The organism is uncultured Oscillibacter sp., from assembly GCF_900544955.1.
Lineage (GTDB): Bacteria > Bacillota > Clostridia > Oscillospirales > Oscillospiraceae > Oscillibacter.
The window spans coordinates 1-17889 of the sequence record NZ_UQXD01000009.1 but is presented as its reverse complement, the minus strand read 5'-3'; the positions used below and the strand labels follow the sequence as shown (position 1 = coordinate 17889).

17 protein-coding genes and 1 pseudogene are annotated in these 17889 nt (G+C 65.4%); 11 read left to right on the top strand and 7 right to left on the bottom strand.

Translation table 11 applies throughout. The features are described from left to right. Positions 1-29: 29 nt before the first annotated feature. From QZS21_RS03640 to QZS21_RS03625, 4 genes are read left to right on the top strand one after another with little or no spacing between them, the layout of a single operon-like run. On the top strand, positions 30-878 hold the full coding sequence (locus QZS21_RS03640) for a hypothetical protein (protein ID WP_295580402.1): 849 nt from the start codon (positions 30-32) through the stop codon (positions 876-878). Between the two features lie 12 nt (positions 879-890). Beyond that, positions 891-2216 (top strand): chloride channel protein, encoded by a 1326-nt coding sequence (locus QZS21_RS03635; protein WP_295580400.1) that lies wholly within the window; start codon positions 891-893, stop codon positions 2214-2216. 59 nt (positions 2217-2275) lie between these two features. Beyond that, the gene (locus QZS21_RS03630) at positions 2276-2986 is read left to right on the top strand and encodes a DUF421 domain-containing protein (RefSeq protein ID WP_295580398.1); all 711 of its coding nucleotides are present in this window, start codon (positions 2276-2278) and stop codon (positions 2984-2986) included. A gap of 43 nt (positions 2987-3029) precedes the next feature. Then, positions 3030-3209 carry a DUF6774 domain-containing protein gene (locus QZS21_RS03625; RefSeq protein ID WP_295580396.1) on the top strand — a complete coding sequence of 60 codons (180 nt, stop codon included), beginning with the start codon at positions 3030-3032 and terminating at the stop codon, positions 3207-3209. 432 nt (positions 3210-3641) lie between these two features. On the opposite strand, the gene QZS21_RS03620 is transcribed toward QZS21_RS03625, so the two are convergent. Continuing rightward, positions 3642-4400 (bottom strand): 4Fe-4S binding protein, encoded by a 759-nt coding sequence (locus QZS21_RS03620; RefSeq protein ID WP_295580394.1) that lies wholly within the window; start codon positions 4398-4400, stop codon positions 3642-3644. 22 nt (positions 4401-4422) lie between these two features. After that, positions 4423-6657: a polysaccharide pyruvyl transferase CsaB gene (gene csaB, locus QZS21_RS03615; protein ID WP_295580392.1), complete on the bottom strand. Its 2235-nt coding sequence runs from the start codon at positions 6655-6657 to the stop codon at positions 4423-4425. Between the two features lie 131 nt (positions 6658-6788). On the opposite strand from csaB, the gene QZS21_RS03610 reads away from it, so the two are divergent. From QZS21_RS03610 to QZS21_RS03600, 3 genes are all read left to right on the top strand, one after another. Beyond that, positions 6789-7277 carry a DUF4330 domain-containing protein gene (locus tag QZS21_RS03610; protein ID WP_295580390.1) on the top strand — a complete coding sequence of 163 codons (489 nt, stop codon included), beginning with the start codon at positions 6789-6791 and terminating at the stop codon, positions 7275-7277. Between the two features lie 265 nt (positions 7278-7542). Beyond that, positions 7543-9450 (top strand): acyl-CoA dehydrogenase family protein, encoded by a 1908-nt coding sequence (locus QZS21_RS03605; RefSeq protein WP_295580388.1) that lies wholly within the window; start codon positions 7543-7545, stop codon positions 9448-9450. 30 nt (positions 9451-9480) lie between these two features. Further along, positions 9481-10689 (top strand): FprA family A-type flavoprotein, encoded by a 1209-nt coding sequence (locus tag QZS21_RS03600; RefSeq protein WP_295580386.1) that lies wholly within the window; start codon positions 9481-9483, stop codon positions 10687-10689. Positions 10690-10734: 45 nt separating this feature from the next. Here QZS21_RS03600 and QZS21_RS03595 read toward each other — a convergent pair whose 3' ends face one another. Both QZS21_RS03595 and QZS21_RS03590 read right to left on the bottom strand, forming a co-directional pair. After that, the gene (locus QZS21_RS03595) at positions 10735-10962 is read right to left on the bottom strand and encodes a DUF6514 family protein (protein ID WP_295580384.1); all 228 of its coding nucleotides are present in this window, start codon (positions 10960-10962) and stop codon (positions 10735-10737) included. Then, the gene (locus QZS21_RS03590) at positions 10940-11176 is read right to left on the bottom strand and encodes a helix-turn-helix transcriptional regulator (protein ID WP_295580382.1); all 237 of its coding nucleotides are present in this window, start codon (positions 11174-11176) and stop codon (positions 10940-10942) included. The genes QZS21_RS03595 and QZS21_RS03590 overlap by 23 nt, the downstream gene beginning before the upstream one ends. Before the next feature lie 198 nt (positions 11177-11374). On the opposite strand from QZS21_RS03590, the gene QZS21_RS03585 reads away from it, so the two are divergent. Then, complete coding sequence (locus tag QZS21_RS03585) at positions 11375-11833, top strand: low molecular weight protein-tyrosine-phosphatase (RefSeq protein ID WP_295580380.1); 459 nt, start codon at positions 11375-11377, stop codon at positions 11831-11833. A gap of 14 nt (positions 11834-11847) precedes the next feature. On the opposite strand, the gene QZS21_RS03580 is transcribed toward QZS21_RS03585, so the two are convergent. Together QZS21_RS03580 and QZS21_RS03575 are read right to left on the bottom strand one after the other, a co-directional pair. Next, a complete protein-coding gene (locus tag QZS21_RS03580) occupies positions 11848-12204 on the bottom strand; it encodes an Hpt domain-containing protein (protein ID WP_295580378.1) in 357 nt (118 codons plus the stop codon). 377 nt (positions 12205-12581) lie between these two features. Then, positions 12582-12815, bottom strand: coding sequence for a hypothetical protein (locus tag QZS21_RS03575; RefSeq protein ID WP_295580376.1), 234 nt, complete (start codon positions 12813-12815; stop codon positions 12582-12584). Between the two features lie 126 nt (positions 12816-12941). Here QZS21_RS03575 and QZS21_RS03570 point away from each other — a divergent pair, with 126 nt between their 5' ends. Continuing rightward, complete coding sequence (locus tag QZS21_RS03570; RefSeq protein ID WP_295580374.1) at positions 12942-13664, top strand: LytTR family DNA-binding domain-containing protein; 723 nt, start codon at positions 12942-12944, stop codon at positions 13662-13664. 81 nt (positions 13665-13745) lie between these two features. Here QZS21_RS03570 and QZS21_RS03565 read toward each other — a convergent pair whose 3' ends face one another. Then, the gene (locus QZS21_RS03565) at positions 13746-14309 is read right to left on the bottom strand and encodes an epoxyqueuosine reductase QueH (RefSeq protein WP_295580372.1); all 564 of its coding nucleotides are present in this window, start codon (positions 14307-14309) and stop codon (positions 13746-13748) included. A 224-nt stretch (positions 14310-14533) separates the two neighbouring features. Here QZS21_RS03565 and QZS21_RS03560 point away from each other — a divergent pair, with 224 nt between their 5' ends. Both QZS21_RS03560 and QZS21_RS03555 read left to right on the top strand, forming a co-directional pair. Beyond that, positions 14534-17464, top strand: a complete 2931-nt coding sequence (locus tag QZS21_RS03560) for an acyl-CoA dehydratase activase (RefSeq protein WP_295580370.1) — start codon at positions 14534-14536, stop codon at positions 17462-17464. A 4-nt stretch (positions 17465-17468) separates the two neighbouring features. Further along, positions 17469-17889, top strand: a pseudogene (locus QZS21_RS03555) (2-hydroxyacyl-CoA dehydratase); the annotation flags it as partial.

Genomic DNA, 17889 nt, shown 5'->3' with positions numbered 1-17889 from the left:
CCAGCCCGAGAGGAACGAGGAGAAGGACTATGAGACCGGACGGAACCCGGGTGAGGGGGCTGACGCCCATTGTGCAGGCGCTGCCCTATCTCATGCCCAAACGCTTCGACGCCCAGAACTGGGCCAGCGACTACGCGGATGAGGAGGCCATCCGGGCCTACATCCGGGAAAAGCGGCGCCAGGGGCAGAGTGTGACCCACATGAGCGTGCTGGTGGCCGCCTACTACAAGGCGGCCCTGGAAAACCCCAAGGTGAACTACTTCGTCATGAACCGGAAGGTCTACCGGCGGAATCACTTCTGCGTCAGCTTTGTGATTCTCAAGACCCGGGCGGACGGCACGCCGGACGAGACGCCGCTGAAGGTGTTTCTGGACCCGGCGGACGACATCTTCACCATCAGCCGCAAGATCCGGGAGCATGTGGAGAGGAATCAGGAGGCCGCCCACAACAACGGCGCGGATAAGTTTGTGAACGCCGCCTTCGGCGTGCCGGGCCTGGCCCGGCTGGTGTTCTGGCTGGCCTACCACCTGGACCTCCACGGCCTGCTGCCCCGGAAGGTCATTGAGCTGAGCCCCTTCCACACCAGCCTGTTTATCACCAACCTGGCCTCCATCAACACCCGCTTCATCTTCCACCACTGTTATGAGTTCGGCACCACCAGCGTGTTCGTGTGCATGGGCAAGCCGGTGCCGGACCCGGCGGCCCCAGCCGGAAGCCGGAAAAAGCAGCTGCCCCTGGGCGTGGTGATGGACGAGCGGATTGCCACCGGCATCGAGTACTCCCGCTTCTTCGCCGCCTTTGAGCGCTATTTGAAGCGGCCCGAGCTGCTGGAGAGCCGCCTGGGCGGCGGAGCCGTGCCCGCGGCGGCCCATGTGTGAGGAGGGAAGACCATGGGAAGCGTGATTGTCAAACGGGTCTGGTCCTGGCTGCTGCACACCAGACTGTATATCCAGGCGCTGGCGAAATGGCTGGCGCTGGCGGTGGTGACGGGCCTCGCCTGCGGCGTGGTGGGCTCCGCCTTCCACATCGGTGTCCACCAGGCCACGTCCCTGCGGGAGGCCAACCCCTGGCTGCTGTGGTGCCTGCCGCTGGCGGGTCTTGCCATCGTGGCGTTTTACCGGGTCACCAAGACCGAGGGCCAGGGCACCAACGACATCATTGACCAGGTGCGGCTGGGGAAGGGGCTGTCCCTGCTGCTGCTGCCCGCCATCTTTGTGGGCACGATTCTGACCCACCTGTGCGGCGGCTCCGCCGGGCGGGAGGGCGCCGCCCTTCAGATGGGGGGCACCATCGGCTACCACACCGGCGGGCTGTTCCATCTGGACGACCGGGACCTGCGCACCGCCACCATGACGGGCATGGCCGCCTTCTTCTCCGCCCTCTTCGGCACGCCCCTGGCCGCCACGATCTTTGCCATCGTGGTCATCAGCGTGGGGGTGATGTACCACGCGGCCATGATCCCCTGTCTGACCGCCTCGCTGGTGGCCTACGGGGTGTCCCGCTTCATGGGCGTGGAGCCCACCCGGTTCACCGTGGAGATGCCCGCGCTGGAGGCGTGGATGCTGCTGCGGGTGGCGGCGCTGGCGGTGCTGTGCGCCCTGGTCTCCATCCTCTTTTGCAGCACCATCCACTTTGCCGAACACCAGATGCAAAAGCGCCTGCCAAACGCCTGGGTTCGGGCGGCGCTGGGGGGCGCGGTCATCGTGGCTCTGACCCACCTGTGCGGCACCACGGACTACAACGGCGCCGGGATGGAGGTCATCACCGCCGCCGTGGAGGAGGGGGTCACCCACCCTGCCGCCTTCCTCTTGAAGCTGCTCTTCACCGCCATCACCCTCTCCGCCGGGTTCAAGGGCGGCGAGGTGGTGCCCTCCTTCTTCGTGGGGGCCACCTTCGGCTGCGTGGTGGGGCCGCTTTTGGGCATTCCCGCGGGCTTCGCCGCTGCCCTGGGGCTGGTCAGCGTGTTCTGCGGCGCCGTCAACTGCCCCATGGCCTCCATCTTTTTGTCCGTGGAGCTGTTCGGGGACGGGGGGCTGCTGTACTTCGCCCTGGCCTGCTGCATCAGCTACATGCTCTCGGGCTACAACGGCCTCTACTCCAGCCAGACCATCCTCTACTCCAAGCTGAAGGCCCAGTACATCAACGTCCACACCAACAGCCACCACGCCGGGGAGCCCCACGCAAAACCGCCGGTGCGGGGCAGCGTGCGGGAATAAAATACCGCCTCCCGTGGGATACTGCCGGAAACGACATTGACCCGGGAGGCGGTTTTTTCATGCAGCTGCTCACAGAGATCGGCCTGACGGCCCTGGTATCCCTGCTGTCCATCGTGGTGCTGTTCCTGCTGGCCAAGCTGATGGGCACCAAGCAGGTGTCCCAGATGACCATGTTCGACTATGTGGTGGGCATCACCATCGGCTCCGTGGCGGCGGAGATGGCCACGGAGCTGGAGTCCCCCGCACAGCCCCTGACGGCGCTGGTGGTCTACGGCGTCACGGCGGTGGTGATCTCCCTGCTTACCAGCAAGTCCCTGAAGCTGCGGACGCTGGTGACGGGCAAGCCCCTGGTGCTGTTGGAGGACGGGGCCATTTACAAGGAGAACCTGCAAAAGGCCAAGCTGGACTTGAGCGAGTTTCTCACCTACTGCCGCATCGGCGGCTGGTTTGACCTCAACCAGCTCCAGTCGGCGGTGCTGGAGCACAACGGCGTGGTCAGCTTCCTGCCCAAGGAGACGGACCGCCCCGCCACCCCCACGGACCTGGACCTGAGCCCCAAGCAGTCCCAGATCCAGACGCCCTTCGTCATGGACGGCCATCTTCTCTCCGACAATATCCGCCAGGCGGGGAAGGAGGCGTCCTGGGTCCAGCGCTCTCTGCTGCGCCAGGGCTACCGGGACGAGGGCGAGGTGCTGCTGGCGGTGTGGGACGGCGGCGAGAAGCTGACGGTGTTTCCCATGGACCCGAAACGGGCCAGAAAGGAGGGCTAACCGCCCTCCTTTTCTCATAGGCTTTTGCCGGGGAGGTGATGCTGTGCGGGACTGCGGCTGTGATCCCCTGGCCCTCACCACGGCGGTGAACACCCTGGCGGTGTCCCTCGCGGGGCGATTGAACGACGAGGACCTGGCGCTGGCCGCCGCCGTGCTGACCCAGTTGGGGGACACCCTGGCCACCATCGCCGTTCAGCGGGAGCGCTGCGCGCCGGAGCGGTAGCGGATGCCGGAGGCCGCCGGGGCGGGGCCGGGAGGAGAAACGGGGGAGCGGGCTGGCCAGAGGCTTGCCCCTGCTGCGGCGAATGGCGGAAAGAAGAGCGCCCGAACCGGTCCGGTTCGGGCGCGCAGTTTGCGGAGAGACTTTGCAGCAGTTCGCCGCCGCAGCGGCAAAAGGTCCCATCTTCTCCTCCGGAGGTGTGTGCGCTGGAGAAGTGCTTTTCCGGCCCGCAGGCACAGGCGCCGTCTACCCCCGACGGCATGTTCGTTGGGAAATGACTTTCCCGGCCGCGCAGGTGCGGGCACCGTCCGACTTTGATGGACAGCGGCGGGGTACTGCGTGCCGGGGCCTTCTCCAAAAGCGCCTGGGGTGGTTTCAACGACAGCATCGCCCGAACCGGTCCGGTTCGGGCGATGTCGGTTTGCGTCTGCGCCTTTACAGAAACAGCTCGTTTTCCTTCCTGCCGCCGCAGGCCTTTTTCATCTTCCAGGCCGCCAGGCGCAGCGGGAGTCCGGGCAGGCTCCGGGCGCCGTTGGGGCAGAGCTGGACGCAGCGCATGCAGGTGATGCACTTGGCGGCGTCGGTGGAGGCGGGGGCCTCCGCCGGAATGGCGCCGGTGGGGCAGGCCCTGGCGCACAGGCCGCATCCGGTGCAGCGGCGGTTTGCCCGGGGCCTCAGGGGCAGGCCGCCGAAGGCCTGGTAGGGCCGGCTGCCGGGGAGCGGGGGCTCCTTGGCACCGGGGTCCAGCAGCGCCGCCTTTGCCTGCCGGGCGAAGCGCTCCAGCTCCGCCGCGTCCCGGCTGTCCGGCCGCCCGGCGCCGAACTGGTGCATAATGGAGTGCTCCGCCACCGCCGCCACGGCGGCGGCCACGGCGAAGCCCTGCCGGGAGAGGGTGTCCCGCAGCTCCAGCAGCGTGTCCTCGTAGGCCCGGTTGCCGTATACGACGGCGATCAGCGTCCGGGCGCCGCCGCCGTGCAGGCGGCCGATGCGCTCCACCGCCACCGGCGGCACCCTGCCGCCGTAGGAGGGCACGGAGACCAGGCAGAGGTCCCCCGCCTCTGGGCGGACGGCGTCCAGGTCCGTGTCCCGGCGGGACAGGTCCACTCGGACCACGGGCCGGAAGGGCCCCTCCAGCAGGGCGGCCACCTTTTCCGTGCCGCCGGTGGGGCTGAAAAGAAAGGAATAGACCTGCATCTGCGTCTCCCCTCCGCCGCCCTCAGACGGCATCCATGCCCAGCAGCCGCCGGGCCACGTCCACGTTCTTCTGCTCCATCTCCCGCAGCCGCTTCACCGCCGCGGCCTGGGCCTCGGGCCGGGCGGACTGCTCAATGCAGCGGTCGATCATCTCCCGCAGGTTTTCCTCCGTCAGGGCCTCCAGGTCCGTGAAGCACTCCTGGCCGATATAGCGCAGGAAGGCGGAGACCTTGGGATCGTACACCACGCCCGCCAGGGGGATGCCCTGGCCCGCCGCGAAAATCAGCGCGTGGAGCCGCATGGACACCACCGCCTCCATCCGGCTCAGGGCGCCGATGATGGTGCCGGCGCCGCCGGCGTCGCTGAGGAAGTAGTGGGGTACCGTCAGCCCCCGGGCGGCCAGCTGCCCGGCGCCGGGGTCCAGGTGCTTCTCCACCGCCACAAACACCGGCGTCAGCCCGTGGCGCTCGTAGGCGTAGCGGGCGGCGGCGCAGAACAGGGGGGCCTTCTCCTCAAAGCCCTTCCACCGCCGCAGGGCAAAGCAGAGGTACCTTCCCCGGGGCGGGATGCCCGCCCGGAGGAGGACGCTGTCCGTCTCCGTGTCGGGGGCCTGGCGCAGCGTCAGGGCCGGGTCCGCCGTCAGCAGAATCTCCGGACGGGTTACCCCCATGGACCGCAGCTCCTCCAGGGAGTCCGGCTCCCGCAGGGTGATGACGTCCACGCTCCGGTTCAGCACGGAGGCGGCCAGGCGCCGGTGGCTCTGCCGGGTGACGGGGCCGATGCCGCAGCCGTACATCTGCACCCGGCAGCCCGCCCGCTTGGCGGCCCGGATGTTCATGAGGTAGAACCACAGGGAGCGGCGGGAGGTGACGTCCTGAATCAAACTGCCGCCGCCGTTGATATAGAGCCTGGCGCGGCCCATGGCCCGGTGCCAGGAGAGGAAGGCGGTGCGGCTGACGGAGCAGACCCGGTAGGTCAGGCGGGTGCTCTTGGGGTCCTTGGAGAGGACGGTGATGGGCATGTCCGGGTCGATGGAGCGCATCTCCTGCAAGATGGCCTCCAAAATGGCGTCGTCCCCGGCGTTGCCCCGGCCATAGGCGCCGCAGATCACCACCCCGTCCCGCTGTTTCACGGGCCGGCTGTGGCGGCGGAGGATCTCCCGGTAGATGTGGAGCTGGGTGTCCACCATCCGCTGGATGGAGAACTGAACGGAGGCCTTCTCATAGAGCTTTTCGCCCAGGGTGCGGCGCAGGTTGTCGTCGTTTCCCAGGGCGGCGAAGTACCGGCCCAGGGCGTTCCAGTCGCCGGGGGTGAAGAGGTAGCCGTTCACGTCCTGGTCGATGAGGTAGGGGATGCCGCCCACGGCGGTGGAGATGGTGGCCAGGTGGAAGCGGATGCCCTCCAGCAGGGCGTAGGAGAAGGTCTCCGACAGGGAGGTGAGGATGTTGATGTCCAGGGCACTGTAAAACCGGTCCATGCCGCCGCTGATCCACCCGGCGAAGGTCACCTGCCGCTCCACGCCCAGCTCCCGGGCCAGGGACGTCAGCTTCTCCCGCTCCTCACCGTCTCCGGCGATGACCAGCCGCAGCCGGGGGCAGGCGGCAAAGCCCGCGGCAAAGCCCCGGATCAGGGTGGACATGTCCTTCACCGGGTTCAGCCGGGCGGCGATGCCCACCACCACCGACGTCTCGTCCACGTCCGCCCCCAGGGAGCGGAGATAGTCCAGGCGGGGGCCCTGGGGCGGGGCGGGGGTGAAGTCCAGGCCGTTGTAGATGGTGTAAAACCGGTCGGGGGGGAAGCCCCGGGAGATCAGCAGGCGCACCATGGCGTCAGACACGCCGATGCGGTAGTCCAGCCGCCGCAGGGCCCAGGCGTTGATGGTGCCCAGCGTCAGGTGGCTGAAGGGGCGGCCCATGTAGTCCAGCTTGTAGTCGCTGTGGACGGTGGTCACCACCGGCACGCCGGTGGGCTTGCGCAGCAGGGCGCCGATCATGTTGGCCCGGGAGCCGTGGCAGTGGATGAGCTGGAACCCGCCCTGGCGGATGTAGTCCGCCAGCTGGCGCCGGATGCGCAGGACGTTGTTGCCCCCGCAGATCATGGTGGGAATGCCCAGGGACCGGGCCTCCTCGGCAAAGGGGCCGTCCCGGAAGCACACCAGCTGGGCGGTGATGGTCTGGTTCAGGTTTTGCAGCAGGCTCAGCACATGGGTCTTGGCGCCGCCGGAGTCGCCGCCGCTGATGAGATGGATGACTTTCATAAAAAGCCTTTCTTCTGTTCTTTTTGGAAATGGGTCTTGTGGATTCTCAGAAAATATTATACAATATCTCCCGAACGTTGTCCACAACTGGAGAAAAAACCGGGCGCCCGGCGCCTGCTGCGGAGGAAAGCATGGAACAGAGAGCAAAACGCGTTGGAAAGTTCAACATCATCGACATCATCGCCGTGGTGCTGATTGTGGCGGTGGTGGCCTTTGTGGGCTGGAAGCTGGCGAACCGGGGCAGCGGCGGCGGAGAGGCGGCGGCCATGACCAAGGTCACCTACACCGTGAAGGTGGAGGGCGTGCCGTCGGAGCTGTACGAGCACTGCCTGGACCACCTGCCCTCCCCCCTGATGGCCTCCGGCGAGCTGGTGGGGGGCCAGATTGAGTCGGTGGAGCGGCAGCCCTATTTCGTCCTGGGCCCCGACGGGCAGTGGGTGGAGGACCCGAACCATGCGACGCTGCTGTTCACCGCCACCACGGAGACCGCCTCCGGCGCGGTGATGACCACCAAGGTGGGGGAGCAGGAGGTCCGCATCGGCAAGACGGACTATATCCTGAAAAGCGAATACATCGAGTTCTCCGGCGGCACCATTGTGGATGTCACCTGGGAGCAGTGAGCGCAAACCGCGAGGGAGCGGGGGCATATCTTCGGATATGCCCCCGCTTTTTTTGCGTGACGGAGGGCCGGTTGCCCGCCTTGGGCAAAACCCTCAAAAATGAGCGGGACTTCTTGGTGAGACCGCCAAATCCGAAAAACGTTGCAGATGCAACCGCCATTCCCGCGGTTTTCCTGTATGATCATTGTATAATATCACAGAACCAGACGGCGCGGTTTTCGCGGCCTTTGCGGAGACTGCACAAATCGGAAAAGGAGGATCGCATATGCTTTATCAGACCACGGAGGCCCACGAAGCCCTGCGCAAGAGGGTCCGGGAGTTCGCCGAGACAGAGGTGAAGCCCATTGCGTTCATGCTGGACAAGGAAAACCGCTTCCCCACGGAGGCTGTGAAAAAGCTGGGGGAGATGGGCCTGATGGGCATCCCCTACGAGAAGAAGTACGGCGGCGCGGAGCTGGACGCCCTCAGCTATGCCATCGCCGTGGAGGAGCTGGCCCGAGTGGACGGCGGCACCGGCGTCATCCTGTCGGCCCACACCTCCCTGGGTACCTATCCCATCTATGCCTTCGGCACGGAGGAGCAGAAGAAAAAGTACCTGCCGGACCTGTGCAGCGGCAGAAAGGTGGGCGCCTTCGGCCTGACGGAGCCCAATGCCGGGTCCGACGCCGGCGGCACCGAGACCACCGCCGAGGACATGGGGGACCACTGGCTCCTCAACGGCAATAAAATCTTCATCACCAACGGCGGGGAGGCGGACACCTACGTGGTCTTCGCCGTCACCACGCCGGACATCGGCACCCGGGGCATCTCCGCCTTCATCGTGGAGCGGGGATGGGAGGGCTTCGCCTTCGGCGAGCACTACGACAAGATGGGCATCCGCTCCTCCGCCACCTGCGAGCTGGTTTTCAACAACGTGAAGGTGCCCAAGGAGAACCTGCTGGGGAAGGAGGGTCAGGGCTTCCGCATTGCCATGGCCACGCTGGACGGCGGCCGCATCGGCATTGCGGCCCAGGCCCTGGGCATCGCCCAGGGGGCCTTCGAGGCGGCGGTGGAGTACGCCAAGGAGCGGGTCCAGTTCGGCCGCCCCATCTGCCAGCAGCAGGCCATCGCCTTCAAGATCGCGGACATGGCCACCAAGCTCCGCTGCGCCCGGCTGCTGGTGTACAGCGCCGCGGACCTGAAGCAGGACCACGCGCCCTATGGCATGGAGTCCGCCATGGCCAAGCAGTACGCCTCCGATATCGCCCTGGAGGTCACCAACGAGGCGCTGCAAATTTTCGGCGGCAACGGCTACCTCAAGGGCATGGAGGTGGAGCGGTTCTACCGGGACGCAAAGATCACCACCATCTACGAGGGCACCAACGAGATTCAGCGGGTGGTCATCGCCTCCCACATCCTGGGCAAGGCGGGGAAGGCCGACGCCGCGCCCGTCCGCAAGCACGGGCCGGAGACTGGCGAGCGCAAGAAGCAGATCTGGAAGGACGGCACCGCCCAGGAGCGGGTGGAGGCCCTGGTGGCGGCGTTGAAAAAGGACGGCCACGACTTCACCGTGGGCATCCCCATGGACACCCCCATCACCCAGGCGGAGCGGGTGGTCAGCGCCGGCAAGGGCATCGGCGAGAAGAAGAACATGAAGCTCATCGAGGACCTGGCCCGGGCCGCCGGCGCCGCCGTGGGCTCCTCCCGCCCGGTGGCGGAGACGCTGCAATACGTGCCGCTGAACCGCTACGTGGGCATGAGTGGCCAGAAGTTCAAGGGGAATTTGTACATCGCCTGCGGCATCTCCGGCGCAGGACAGCACCTCAAAGGCATCCGGGAGGCCTCCACCATCGTGGCCGTCAACATCGACCCCAACGCCCGCATTTTCAAAAACTGCGACTACGGCATCGTGGGCGACGTGATGGAGATCCTGCCCCTGCTGACCCAGGCGCTGGACACCGGCGAGAAGCAGCCCGCCCCGCCCATGAAGAAGATGAAGCGGGCCGTGCCCAAGCGGACCGCGCCCCCCCGCAAGCTCTATCTGTGCAACGGCTGCGGCTATGAGTACGACCTGCTGGAGGGCGACGAGGAGAGCGACGTCCGCCCCGGCACCGCGTTCAAGGACCTGCCCGAGGGCTGGGTCTGCCCCCACTGCGGCGAGGGCACGGAGCAATTCATCGAAATCGAAGTTTGAGGCGCTGCCTGATAGAAGGAGGTATCTTGCATGTACAACTACCGGAAAGTCACCGACGATCTCTACTGGGTGGGCGCCAACGACCATCGCCTCTCCCTGTTTGAGAACATCCACCCCCTGTACCACGGCGTCAGCTACAACGCCTATGTCCTGCTGGACGAGAAGACCGTCCTCTTCGACACGGCGGATTGGTCCGTGGGCCGCCAGTTTATCGACAATGTGAAGGCCGTGCTGAACGGCCGCCCCCTGGATTACCTGGTCATCAACCACGTGGAGCCAGACCACGCCGCCTCCATCGAGGAGATCCTCCTCCGCTGGCCCAAGGTGCGGATCATCACCACCGCCAAGGCGGTGATCCTGCTCCACCAGTTCGGCTTCCCCATCGACGCCGGGCGGGTGGAGGAGGTGGCTGAAGGGGACACCAAGTGCTTCGGCGCCCACACCGTCGCCTTCGTCAACGCCCCCATGGTCCATTGGCCGGAGGCCATGGTGTCCTTCGACACCACCAGCGGCGTCCTCTTCTCCGCCGACGCCTTCGGCTCCTTCCGGGCCCTGGACGGCAAGCTGTTTGCCGACGAGTTCGACTTTGACGGCGAGTGGCTGGACGACGCCCGGCGCTACTACACCAATATCGTGGGCAAGTACGGCCCCCAGGTGCAGGCTCTGCTGAAAAAGGCCTCCGGCCTGGATATCCGGTATCTCTGCCCTCTCCACGGGCCGGTGTGGCGGAAGAATCTGGGCTATATCCTGGATAAGTACGTCCACTGGAGCACCTACGAGCCGGAGGAGAAGGGCGTGATGATCGTCTACGCCTCCATGTACGGCAACACTGAGACCGCGGCGGAGGTGCTGGCTGCCAAGCTGGCGGAGCGGGGCGTCACCAACACCCGGCTCTACGACGTCTCCAGCACCCATGTGAGCTACCTGATCTCCGACCTCTTCAAGTACAGCCACCTGGTGCTGGCCTCCGTCACCTACAATCTGGGCATCTTCCCGCCCATGCACAACTTCCTGATGGACATGAAGGCCCTGAATCTCCAGAACCGGACGGTGGCCCTGGTGGAGAACGGCTCCTGGGCCCCCCGGTCCGGCGCCCTGATGCGCACCTGCCTGGAGAGCCTGAAGCACATCGACCTGCTGGACGACGGCTTGACCCTGGCCTCCTCCCTCCAGGAGCAGAACCTGCCGGAGATGGACGCCCTGGCGGACGCCCTGGCGGCATCGGTCAACAAGAAATAACAGATGAGGACCCCCTGAGGCGCACGGCCTCAGGGGGTCCTTCGTTTACAGCAGGTCCTCCATCGCGGCCAGCAGGTGGATGGGGGGCAGCTGCCGCCGGGTGAGAAGGTGCGCCAGCCGCAGGACGAAGGCGAAGTCCGTGGAGATATCCGGCAGGAGCATCAGCTCCTCGTCCCGCTCCGGCGTCTCCCGCAGGGCCCGCAGGCCAAAGGAGCGGTAGCGGCCCAGGCTGGGGGAGAAGCACTCCCCCTCAAATGGAAGATACCGGTACATGAATCTCAAACGCCTCCCGATAGGGTTGAATGTCCAGCTCAAACAGATAGACCAGCTTCAAGAAGGTCTCCGCCGTGGGCACGCACCGCCCGCCCTCGATGTTCTGGTACTCCCGCAGGGTGATGGACACGGCATTCGCCACGACGGGCTGGCTCCAGCCCCGGGCCTTCCGGGCGTTCAACAGGTCTCCGGAAAGTAAAAACTTAAAGCTCATGGAAAATTCCTCCTTTATAAAAGGGAGAATATCCCAATCCGTGATACTGCGCGACGAAATTCGTTTCATGTTGTGAATTTTGTCGAAAACCGCCGTTTTTTAGGAGATAGGCGCAGGAAAACGTCACAATCCGGGGAAGCGTCTTGCCTAAAAAATAACGATGTGCTAAACTGAAAAAAACAGATGGGAGGATATGGGATGAAAAAGCTGCTGTTTGTCTGCCACGGCAACATCTGTAGAAGCCCCATGGCGGAGTTCGTGATGCGGGACCTGGTGGAGCGTGCGGGACTGGGGGACAGGTTTGAGATCTCCTCGGCGGCCACCAGCGGGGAGGAGATCGGAAATCCGGTCTATCCCCCCGCCCGCCGCAAGCTGGCGGAGCACGGCATCGGCTGCGATGGGAAGACGGCCCGCCGCCTGGTGCAGGAGGACGGCCGGAGATACGACCTGCTGATCGGCATGGACCGGGCCAACCTCCGGGACATGCGGCGCATCTGCGGACCGGAGGCCGGGGAGAAGCTGCGATTGCTGCTGGACGACACGGACCGCCCCGGCGACGTGGCCGACCCCTGGTATACCGGGGACTTTGAGGCCACCTGGCGGGACGTGCTGGCGGGGTGCCGGGGGCTCTTGGAGCGGCTGACGGCGGAGGGGTGAGGCCGCCGGGGCGGTCAGCAGCCGCCCCGCAGGGCCAGAAGGGCCGCCGTCACCCGCCTGTGCTCCTCCGCCACCCGCTCCAGCAGTTCCTGCGCATTGTCCGGGATACCGGTATGGAGGGGGTGCAGCAGGGCCGCGGCGGAGCGGCCCAGATTTGTGAAGCCCAGACTCAGGCTCAGGCCCTTTAAGGAGTGGGCCGCCCGCAGCGCCTCCGGCCGGTTCCCGGCCCGCAGGGCGGTTTTCAGCCTGGAGAAGTTGGTGTCCGCGAGAAATTGCAGCGCAAACCGCCTTGCCCGCGCCTCGCCGGCAAGGCGCCGCACGGTGTCCTCGTAGTCGCCGCTGAACAGGGTGTAGCATTCCTTCAAGGTCATGGTAGGTCCTCCTCTGTGTTTGGCTGTTTCGCTGGGCGCGCCCTGAGTATATCAGGTGCATCCTGTCGAACATGTACGAAAAATGTCGAAAAAGGGAGAAGGGCCCCGGCGGAAGTTCCCCGCGCAGCGGGGAGGCGGCTGGCGAAGAGGGCGGGGAGCGGCCGTCTGCGCCTGTAAAAGGGATGGGAGGGCGCCGGGCGGGGACAAAAAAAGACCCAGGGCACGGGCCTGGGTCAAAGAGGCGGAAAACGGTATGGTGCGCCCGGCGGCGGGCGGTCTCCGGGGCGGCGGGCCGGGGGAGGGCGGGCGAACCGCGCCTCCCTTCGGCGCACCGGCGCCTGGGGACCGCCTCCGCGGCGCCTGGGCGCGGCGGACGGTCAGCCGGCGAGGGCGTCGTACATCACGTCCGGAAGATGAATCAACGACAATTGCAGGGCGTTGCACCGCGCCGCAAAGGCGGCGGCCTTCTCCCGGCTGCGAAAGACGTCGGGAATGCGGAGCAGAAGTCTGCGGGTCCCACCGCTGACCTCATAGGCGCAGATGCTGAATGCGGTGTAGCTGCCAAGCTCCTCCCGGCAAAGCCGTTCTTCGTCGAATTGATAGACAATCACGTGTAAGACCTCCTTTTGGCGACAGGATAGCAGATTGACGGAGGCCGGAGGCGGAAATATTGATTTTGCATCGTTTTTTGATGAATTTTATCGTGGAGAACCGGAACGAGGAGAGGAGCGAAAGGGATGCGGATCGCAATCTGTGACGATGACAAATTGGACAGGGACATCATCCGGGAGCTTCTGCAGCTGTATTTGGAGGAGAAGTCCATCGCATGCGAGATATCCGAGTATGAGGGCGGCAGAAACCTGATTTACGAAGTGCAGGACGGCGGATTTTTTGACCTGGTGATTCTGGACATCTACATGGAGGACATGCTGGGCATCGACGTGGCCCGCCGGCTGCGGGAGCTGCGCTACGGGGGAGAGATCGTCTTCCTCACCACCTCCTCGGCCTATGCCGTGGACGGTTACGAGGTGGGAGCGGCGGGCTATCTCCTCAAACCCCACAGCTACCGCAAGCTCAGCGCCACCATGGACCGGGTTTTGCAGGACGCCGCGGTGCAGGCCTACTACGTCCACAACCGCAGCGCCGTCATCCGGGTTCCCCACAGCGAAATTCTCTATGTGGAGAGCAGCAACACCAAATGCCTCCTCCACCGAACCGACGGCACCGTTTACACCGTCTACAAGCGGTTGGACCAGGTGGAGGCGGAGCTGGGGGACCCCCGGTTTCTGCGCTGCCACCAGAGCTACCTGGTCAATATGAACGAGGTGCAGGAGGCGGACCGGGAATTTGTGCTGACCTCCGGCGACGCGGTGCCCATCCGGCAGCGGGGACTGCGGGAAATCCGGCAGGTCTACCTGGACTACATTGCCTCCCGGATACATCTGGCGGAGCGGGGGTAGGCGGGCACCCCCATGCCTTCCGGGGCGAGGCCATCAAAAAACGGGACCGGGCACTCCGATGAGTGTCCGGTCCCGCCGGCCTTACTCGGCAAAGGTCTCCCGGTCCCTGCGGATTTGCTTTTCATAGCGGTCCTCCTCGGAGAAGACGCAGCCGCAGTATTTCTGCATGTAAAAGCCCAGCTCCCGCGCCTGCTGGTTCCCCGCCCGGAAGAACGGGCGGAAGTCCCGGTAGAGAAACTCCACGCCGTACTGGGCGGCGTACCGGGCCCCGGCGGCGGCAATGCGCTCGTGGTTTTGATAGGTGCTGGCCAGCAGCGTGGTGGTGAAGGCGGGGAAGCCGTGGCTTGCGGCGTACTGCGCGGCCCCCTCCAGCCGGTGCTCGTAGCAGTAGGTGCAGCGGTTGCCGATGTCCCCCGCCACGTGCTCCACGAAGGCCCGCAGGCCGTAGTCCTCCCGGACGCGGACCTCCATGCCGACGATGGGGGCGTAGGAGAGCAGGCAGTCCCGCCGGGCCTGATATTCCTTCCAGGGGTGGATGTTGGGGTTGTACCAAAACGCCACCGGCTCAATGCCCTCCGCCCGGAGGGGGCCGATGCAGCTGAGGGAGCAGGGGGCGCAGCAGCAGTGCAGCAACACGGTGTCCATGGGATGCCTCGCTTCCGTTCTGAATGGGACAAGTATAGCATAAAATCCTGAAAAGTCCATGGCGGAACCGCAAAACCTTTTTAACATTTTCTTTACAGTGTTTCAGGATTTTGCCGATTGAACATCCTGTCGAAAGAGAGTATGATACCAAGTAATGTGGCATTCTGCGGGATTTGCGCCTCTTTTAGGATTGCGCAACCGTTTTTCCGAAGGAGGAATCGGGTTTGAAAGTGGGTCTTGACGTGGGCTCCACCACCATCAAATGCGTGGTGCTGGACGACGCGGGCAATCTTTTATACAGTACATATGAACGGCATTTCAGCCATATTGTGGAGAAGTCGGAGGAGCTGCTGCGCCGGGCGGCGGAGCGGTACGTCCCCGGCGGGCGGGCGGAGTTGGCCATCTCCGGCTCTGCGGGCATGGGCATGGCGGAGAGCGCGGGCATCCCCTTCGTGCAGGAGGTGTTCGCCACCCGGGTGGCGGCGAACCGCCTGGCGCCGGGCACCGATGTGGTGATCGAGCTGGGAGGCGAGGACGCCAAGATTCTCTTCCTCACCGGCGGCACCGAGGTGCGGATGAACGGCTCCTGCGCCGGCGGCACCGGCGCCTTCATCGACCAGATGGCCACCCTTTTGAAGATGAGCGCCGACGAGATGGACACCGCCGCCCAGGCCGCGGAGAAGACGTATACCATCGCCTCTCGCTGCGGCGTGTTCGCCAAGAGCGACATTCAGCCTCTCATCAACCAGGGGGGACGGGCGGAGGACATCGCCGCCAGCATCTATCAGGCGGTGGTGAACCAGACCATTGCGGGTCTGGCTCAGGGACGGCCCATCCAGGGCCGCATTCTCTACCTGGGCGGGCCGCTGACCTTCTCCCGCTGCCTGCGGGAGAGCTTCGACCGCACCCTGGGGGTGACGGGGACCTGTCCGGAGAACAGCCTGCTGTTTGTGGCGTTGGGAGCGGCGTATTACGCCGACCAGACCTTCGACCTGGCGGCGCTGGCGGACCGCCTGCAACAGCACGGCGTCACGGAGACCTACCGCAGCCAGCCGCCGCTGTTCGCCTCCCAGGCGGACTATGAGGCCTTCCGGGACCGGCACGCCAGGGCGGCGGTGCCCCGGGTGCCCTTTACGGCGGACTACGCCGCCCCGGTGCACATCGGCATCGACTCCGGCTCCACCACGGTGAAGCTGGTGGTCATCGACCAGGAGGCCCGCCTCCTCTTCACGGATTACCGGCCCAACCTGGGCAACCCCGTGCCGCTGATCCGGGAGGTGCTCCAGACCCTCTACGCGGAGCACCCGGCCCTGCACGTGGCCTCCGTCACCACCACCGGATACGGCGAGGACCTGGCGAAAAACGCCTTCCACGCCGACTACGGCGTGGTGGAGACCGTGGCCCACTTCACCGCCGCCCGGTACTTCCTGCCCAATGTGGACTTCATCATCGACATCGGCGGCCAGGACATGAAGTGCTTCAAAATCGAGGAGGGCGCCATCAGCAACATCTTCCTCAACGAGGCCTGCTCCTCCGGCTGCGGCAGCTTCCTCCAGACCTTTGCCCAGGCCCTGGGCTACGACGTGCGGGAATTCGCCCGGCTGGGGCTGTTTGCCGACCGCCCGGTGGATCTGGGGAGCCGGTGCACCGTGTTCATGAACTCCAGCGTGAAGCAGGCCCAGAAGGACGGGGCCACCATCGAGAACATCTCCGCGGGCCTCTCCATCTCCGTGGTGAAAAACGCCATCTACAAGGTCATCCGGGCCGCCAGCCCCGAGGAGCTGGGCCGGAACATCGTGGTCCAGGGGGGCACCTTTTATAATGAGGCGGTGCTCCGGGCCTTTGAGAAGGAGATGGGGGTGGAGGTCATCCGCCCGGACATCGCCGGGCTGATGGGGGCCTACGGCGCGGCGCTGTACGGCCGGGGAAGAGCCCTTCCCGGGCAGACCAGCGCCCTGCTGGACCGGAGGGCCCTGGCGGACTTCCGCCAGGAGACCCGCAGCGAGGTCTGCGCCCGGTGCGGCAACAACTGCCAGCTCACCATCAACACCTTTGCCGACGGGGGCACCTTCATCAGCGGCAACCGCTGCGACCGGCCCGTTACCGGCAAGGCGGACACCGGGGAGCGGAACCTGTACGAATACAAGCGCAAGCTGATTCTGGGCTACAAGCCCGTCCCCGGAAGGCGGGGGAAGATCGGGTTGCCGCTGTGCCTGAACTTCTGGGAGCTGCTGCCCTTCTGGCACACCTTCTTCACCAAGCTGGGCTTCGCCGTGTACCACAGCCCCCTCTCCAGCCGGGAGCTGTACCTCAAGGGCCAGGGCACCATCCCCAGCGACACCGCCTGTTTCCCGGCCAAGCTGGCCCACGGCCACATCCAGTTCCTCAGCAAGCTGGGGTTGGACGCCATCTTCTACCCCTGCATGACCTACAACCTGGACGAGGGACTGGGGGACAACCACTATAACTGTCCCGTGGTGGCCTACTATCCCGAGGTGCTGGCGGGCAACTGCCCGGAGATCAGGGACACCCGGTTTATCTACGACTATGTGGGACTCCACCGGCCCAAGGACTTCACCAAGAAGAGCCACGCCATGCTCCGCCGGTACTTCCCGGACATCACCAGGGGCGAGGTCCGGGAGGCCGCTGACGCGGCCTACGCCGAGTACGCCAACCACATGGCCCTCATCCGCAGGGAGGGGGAGCGGATCATGGACCAGGCCCGGGGGGAGGGCCGCCGCATCATTGTGCTGGCGGGCCGGCCCTACCACGTGGACCCGGAGGTGAACCACGGCATCGACACCCTCATCACCCGCTTCGGCGCGGCGGTGGTGACGGAGGATGCCGTCTCCAACCGGGTGGAGCGGTTCCCCACCACGGTGCTGAACCAGTGGACCTACCACGCCCGGCTGTACGCGGCGGCTAAGTACTGCTGCACGCAGCCCGACATGGATTTGGTGCAGCTGGTGAGCTTCGGCTGCGGGGTGGACGCCATCACCTCCGACGAGACCCGGGAGATTTTGCAGGCGGGCGGCAAGCTCTACACCCAGCTGAAGATCGACGAGATCACCAACCTGGGGGCCGTGCGCATCCGCCTGCGCAGCCTGTTCGCCGCGCTGGACGAGCAGGACGAAAAACGAAAAAAGGAGGTCTGAGGACATGGAACAGGCCGCTTTGGAATATCCCCGGTTCACCCCGGAGATGAAAAAAGACTATACGATTCTGATTCCCAACATGGCTCCGGTGCAGTTCCGCATTCTGGCGGCGGCCATGGAGCAGACGGGCTACCGGTGCGAGCTGCTGCAAAACTGCGGCAGCCAGGTGGCGGAGCTGGGGCTCAAATACGTGCACAACGACACCTGCTACCCCGCCCTGCTGGTCATCGGCCAGTTCCTGGACGCCCTGGACTCCGGGAAATACGACCTGGACCACACCGCCCTCATCATCACCCAGACCGGGGGCGGCTGCCGGGCCTCCAACTACATTCACCTGCTGCGCAAGGCCCTGGCCAGGGCCGGCTACCCCCAGGTGCCGGTGGTGAGCCTGAACTTCTCCGGGCTGGAGAAGGACTCCGGCTTTC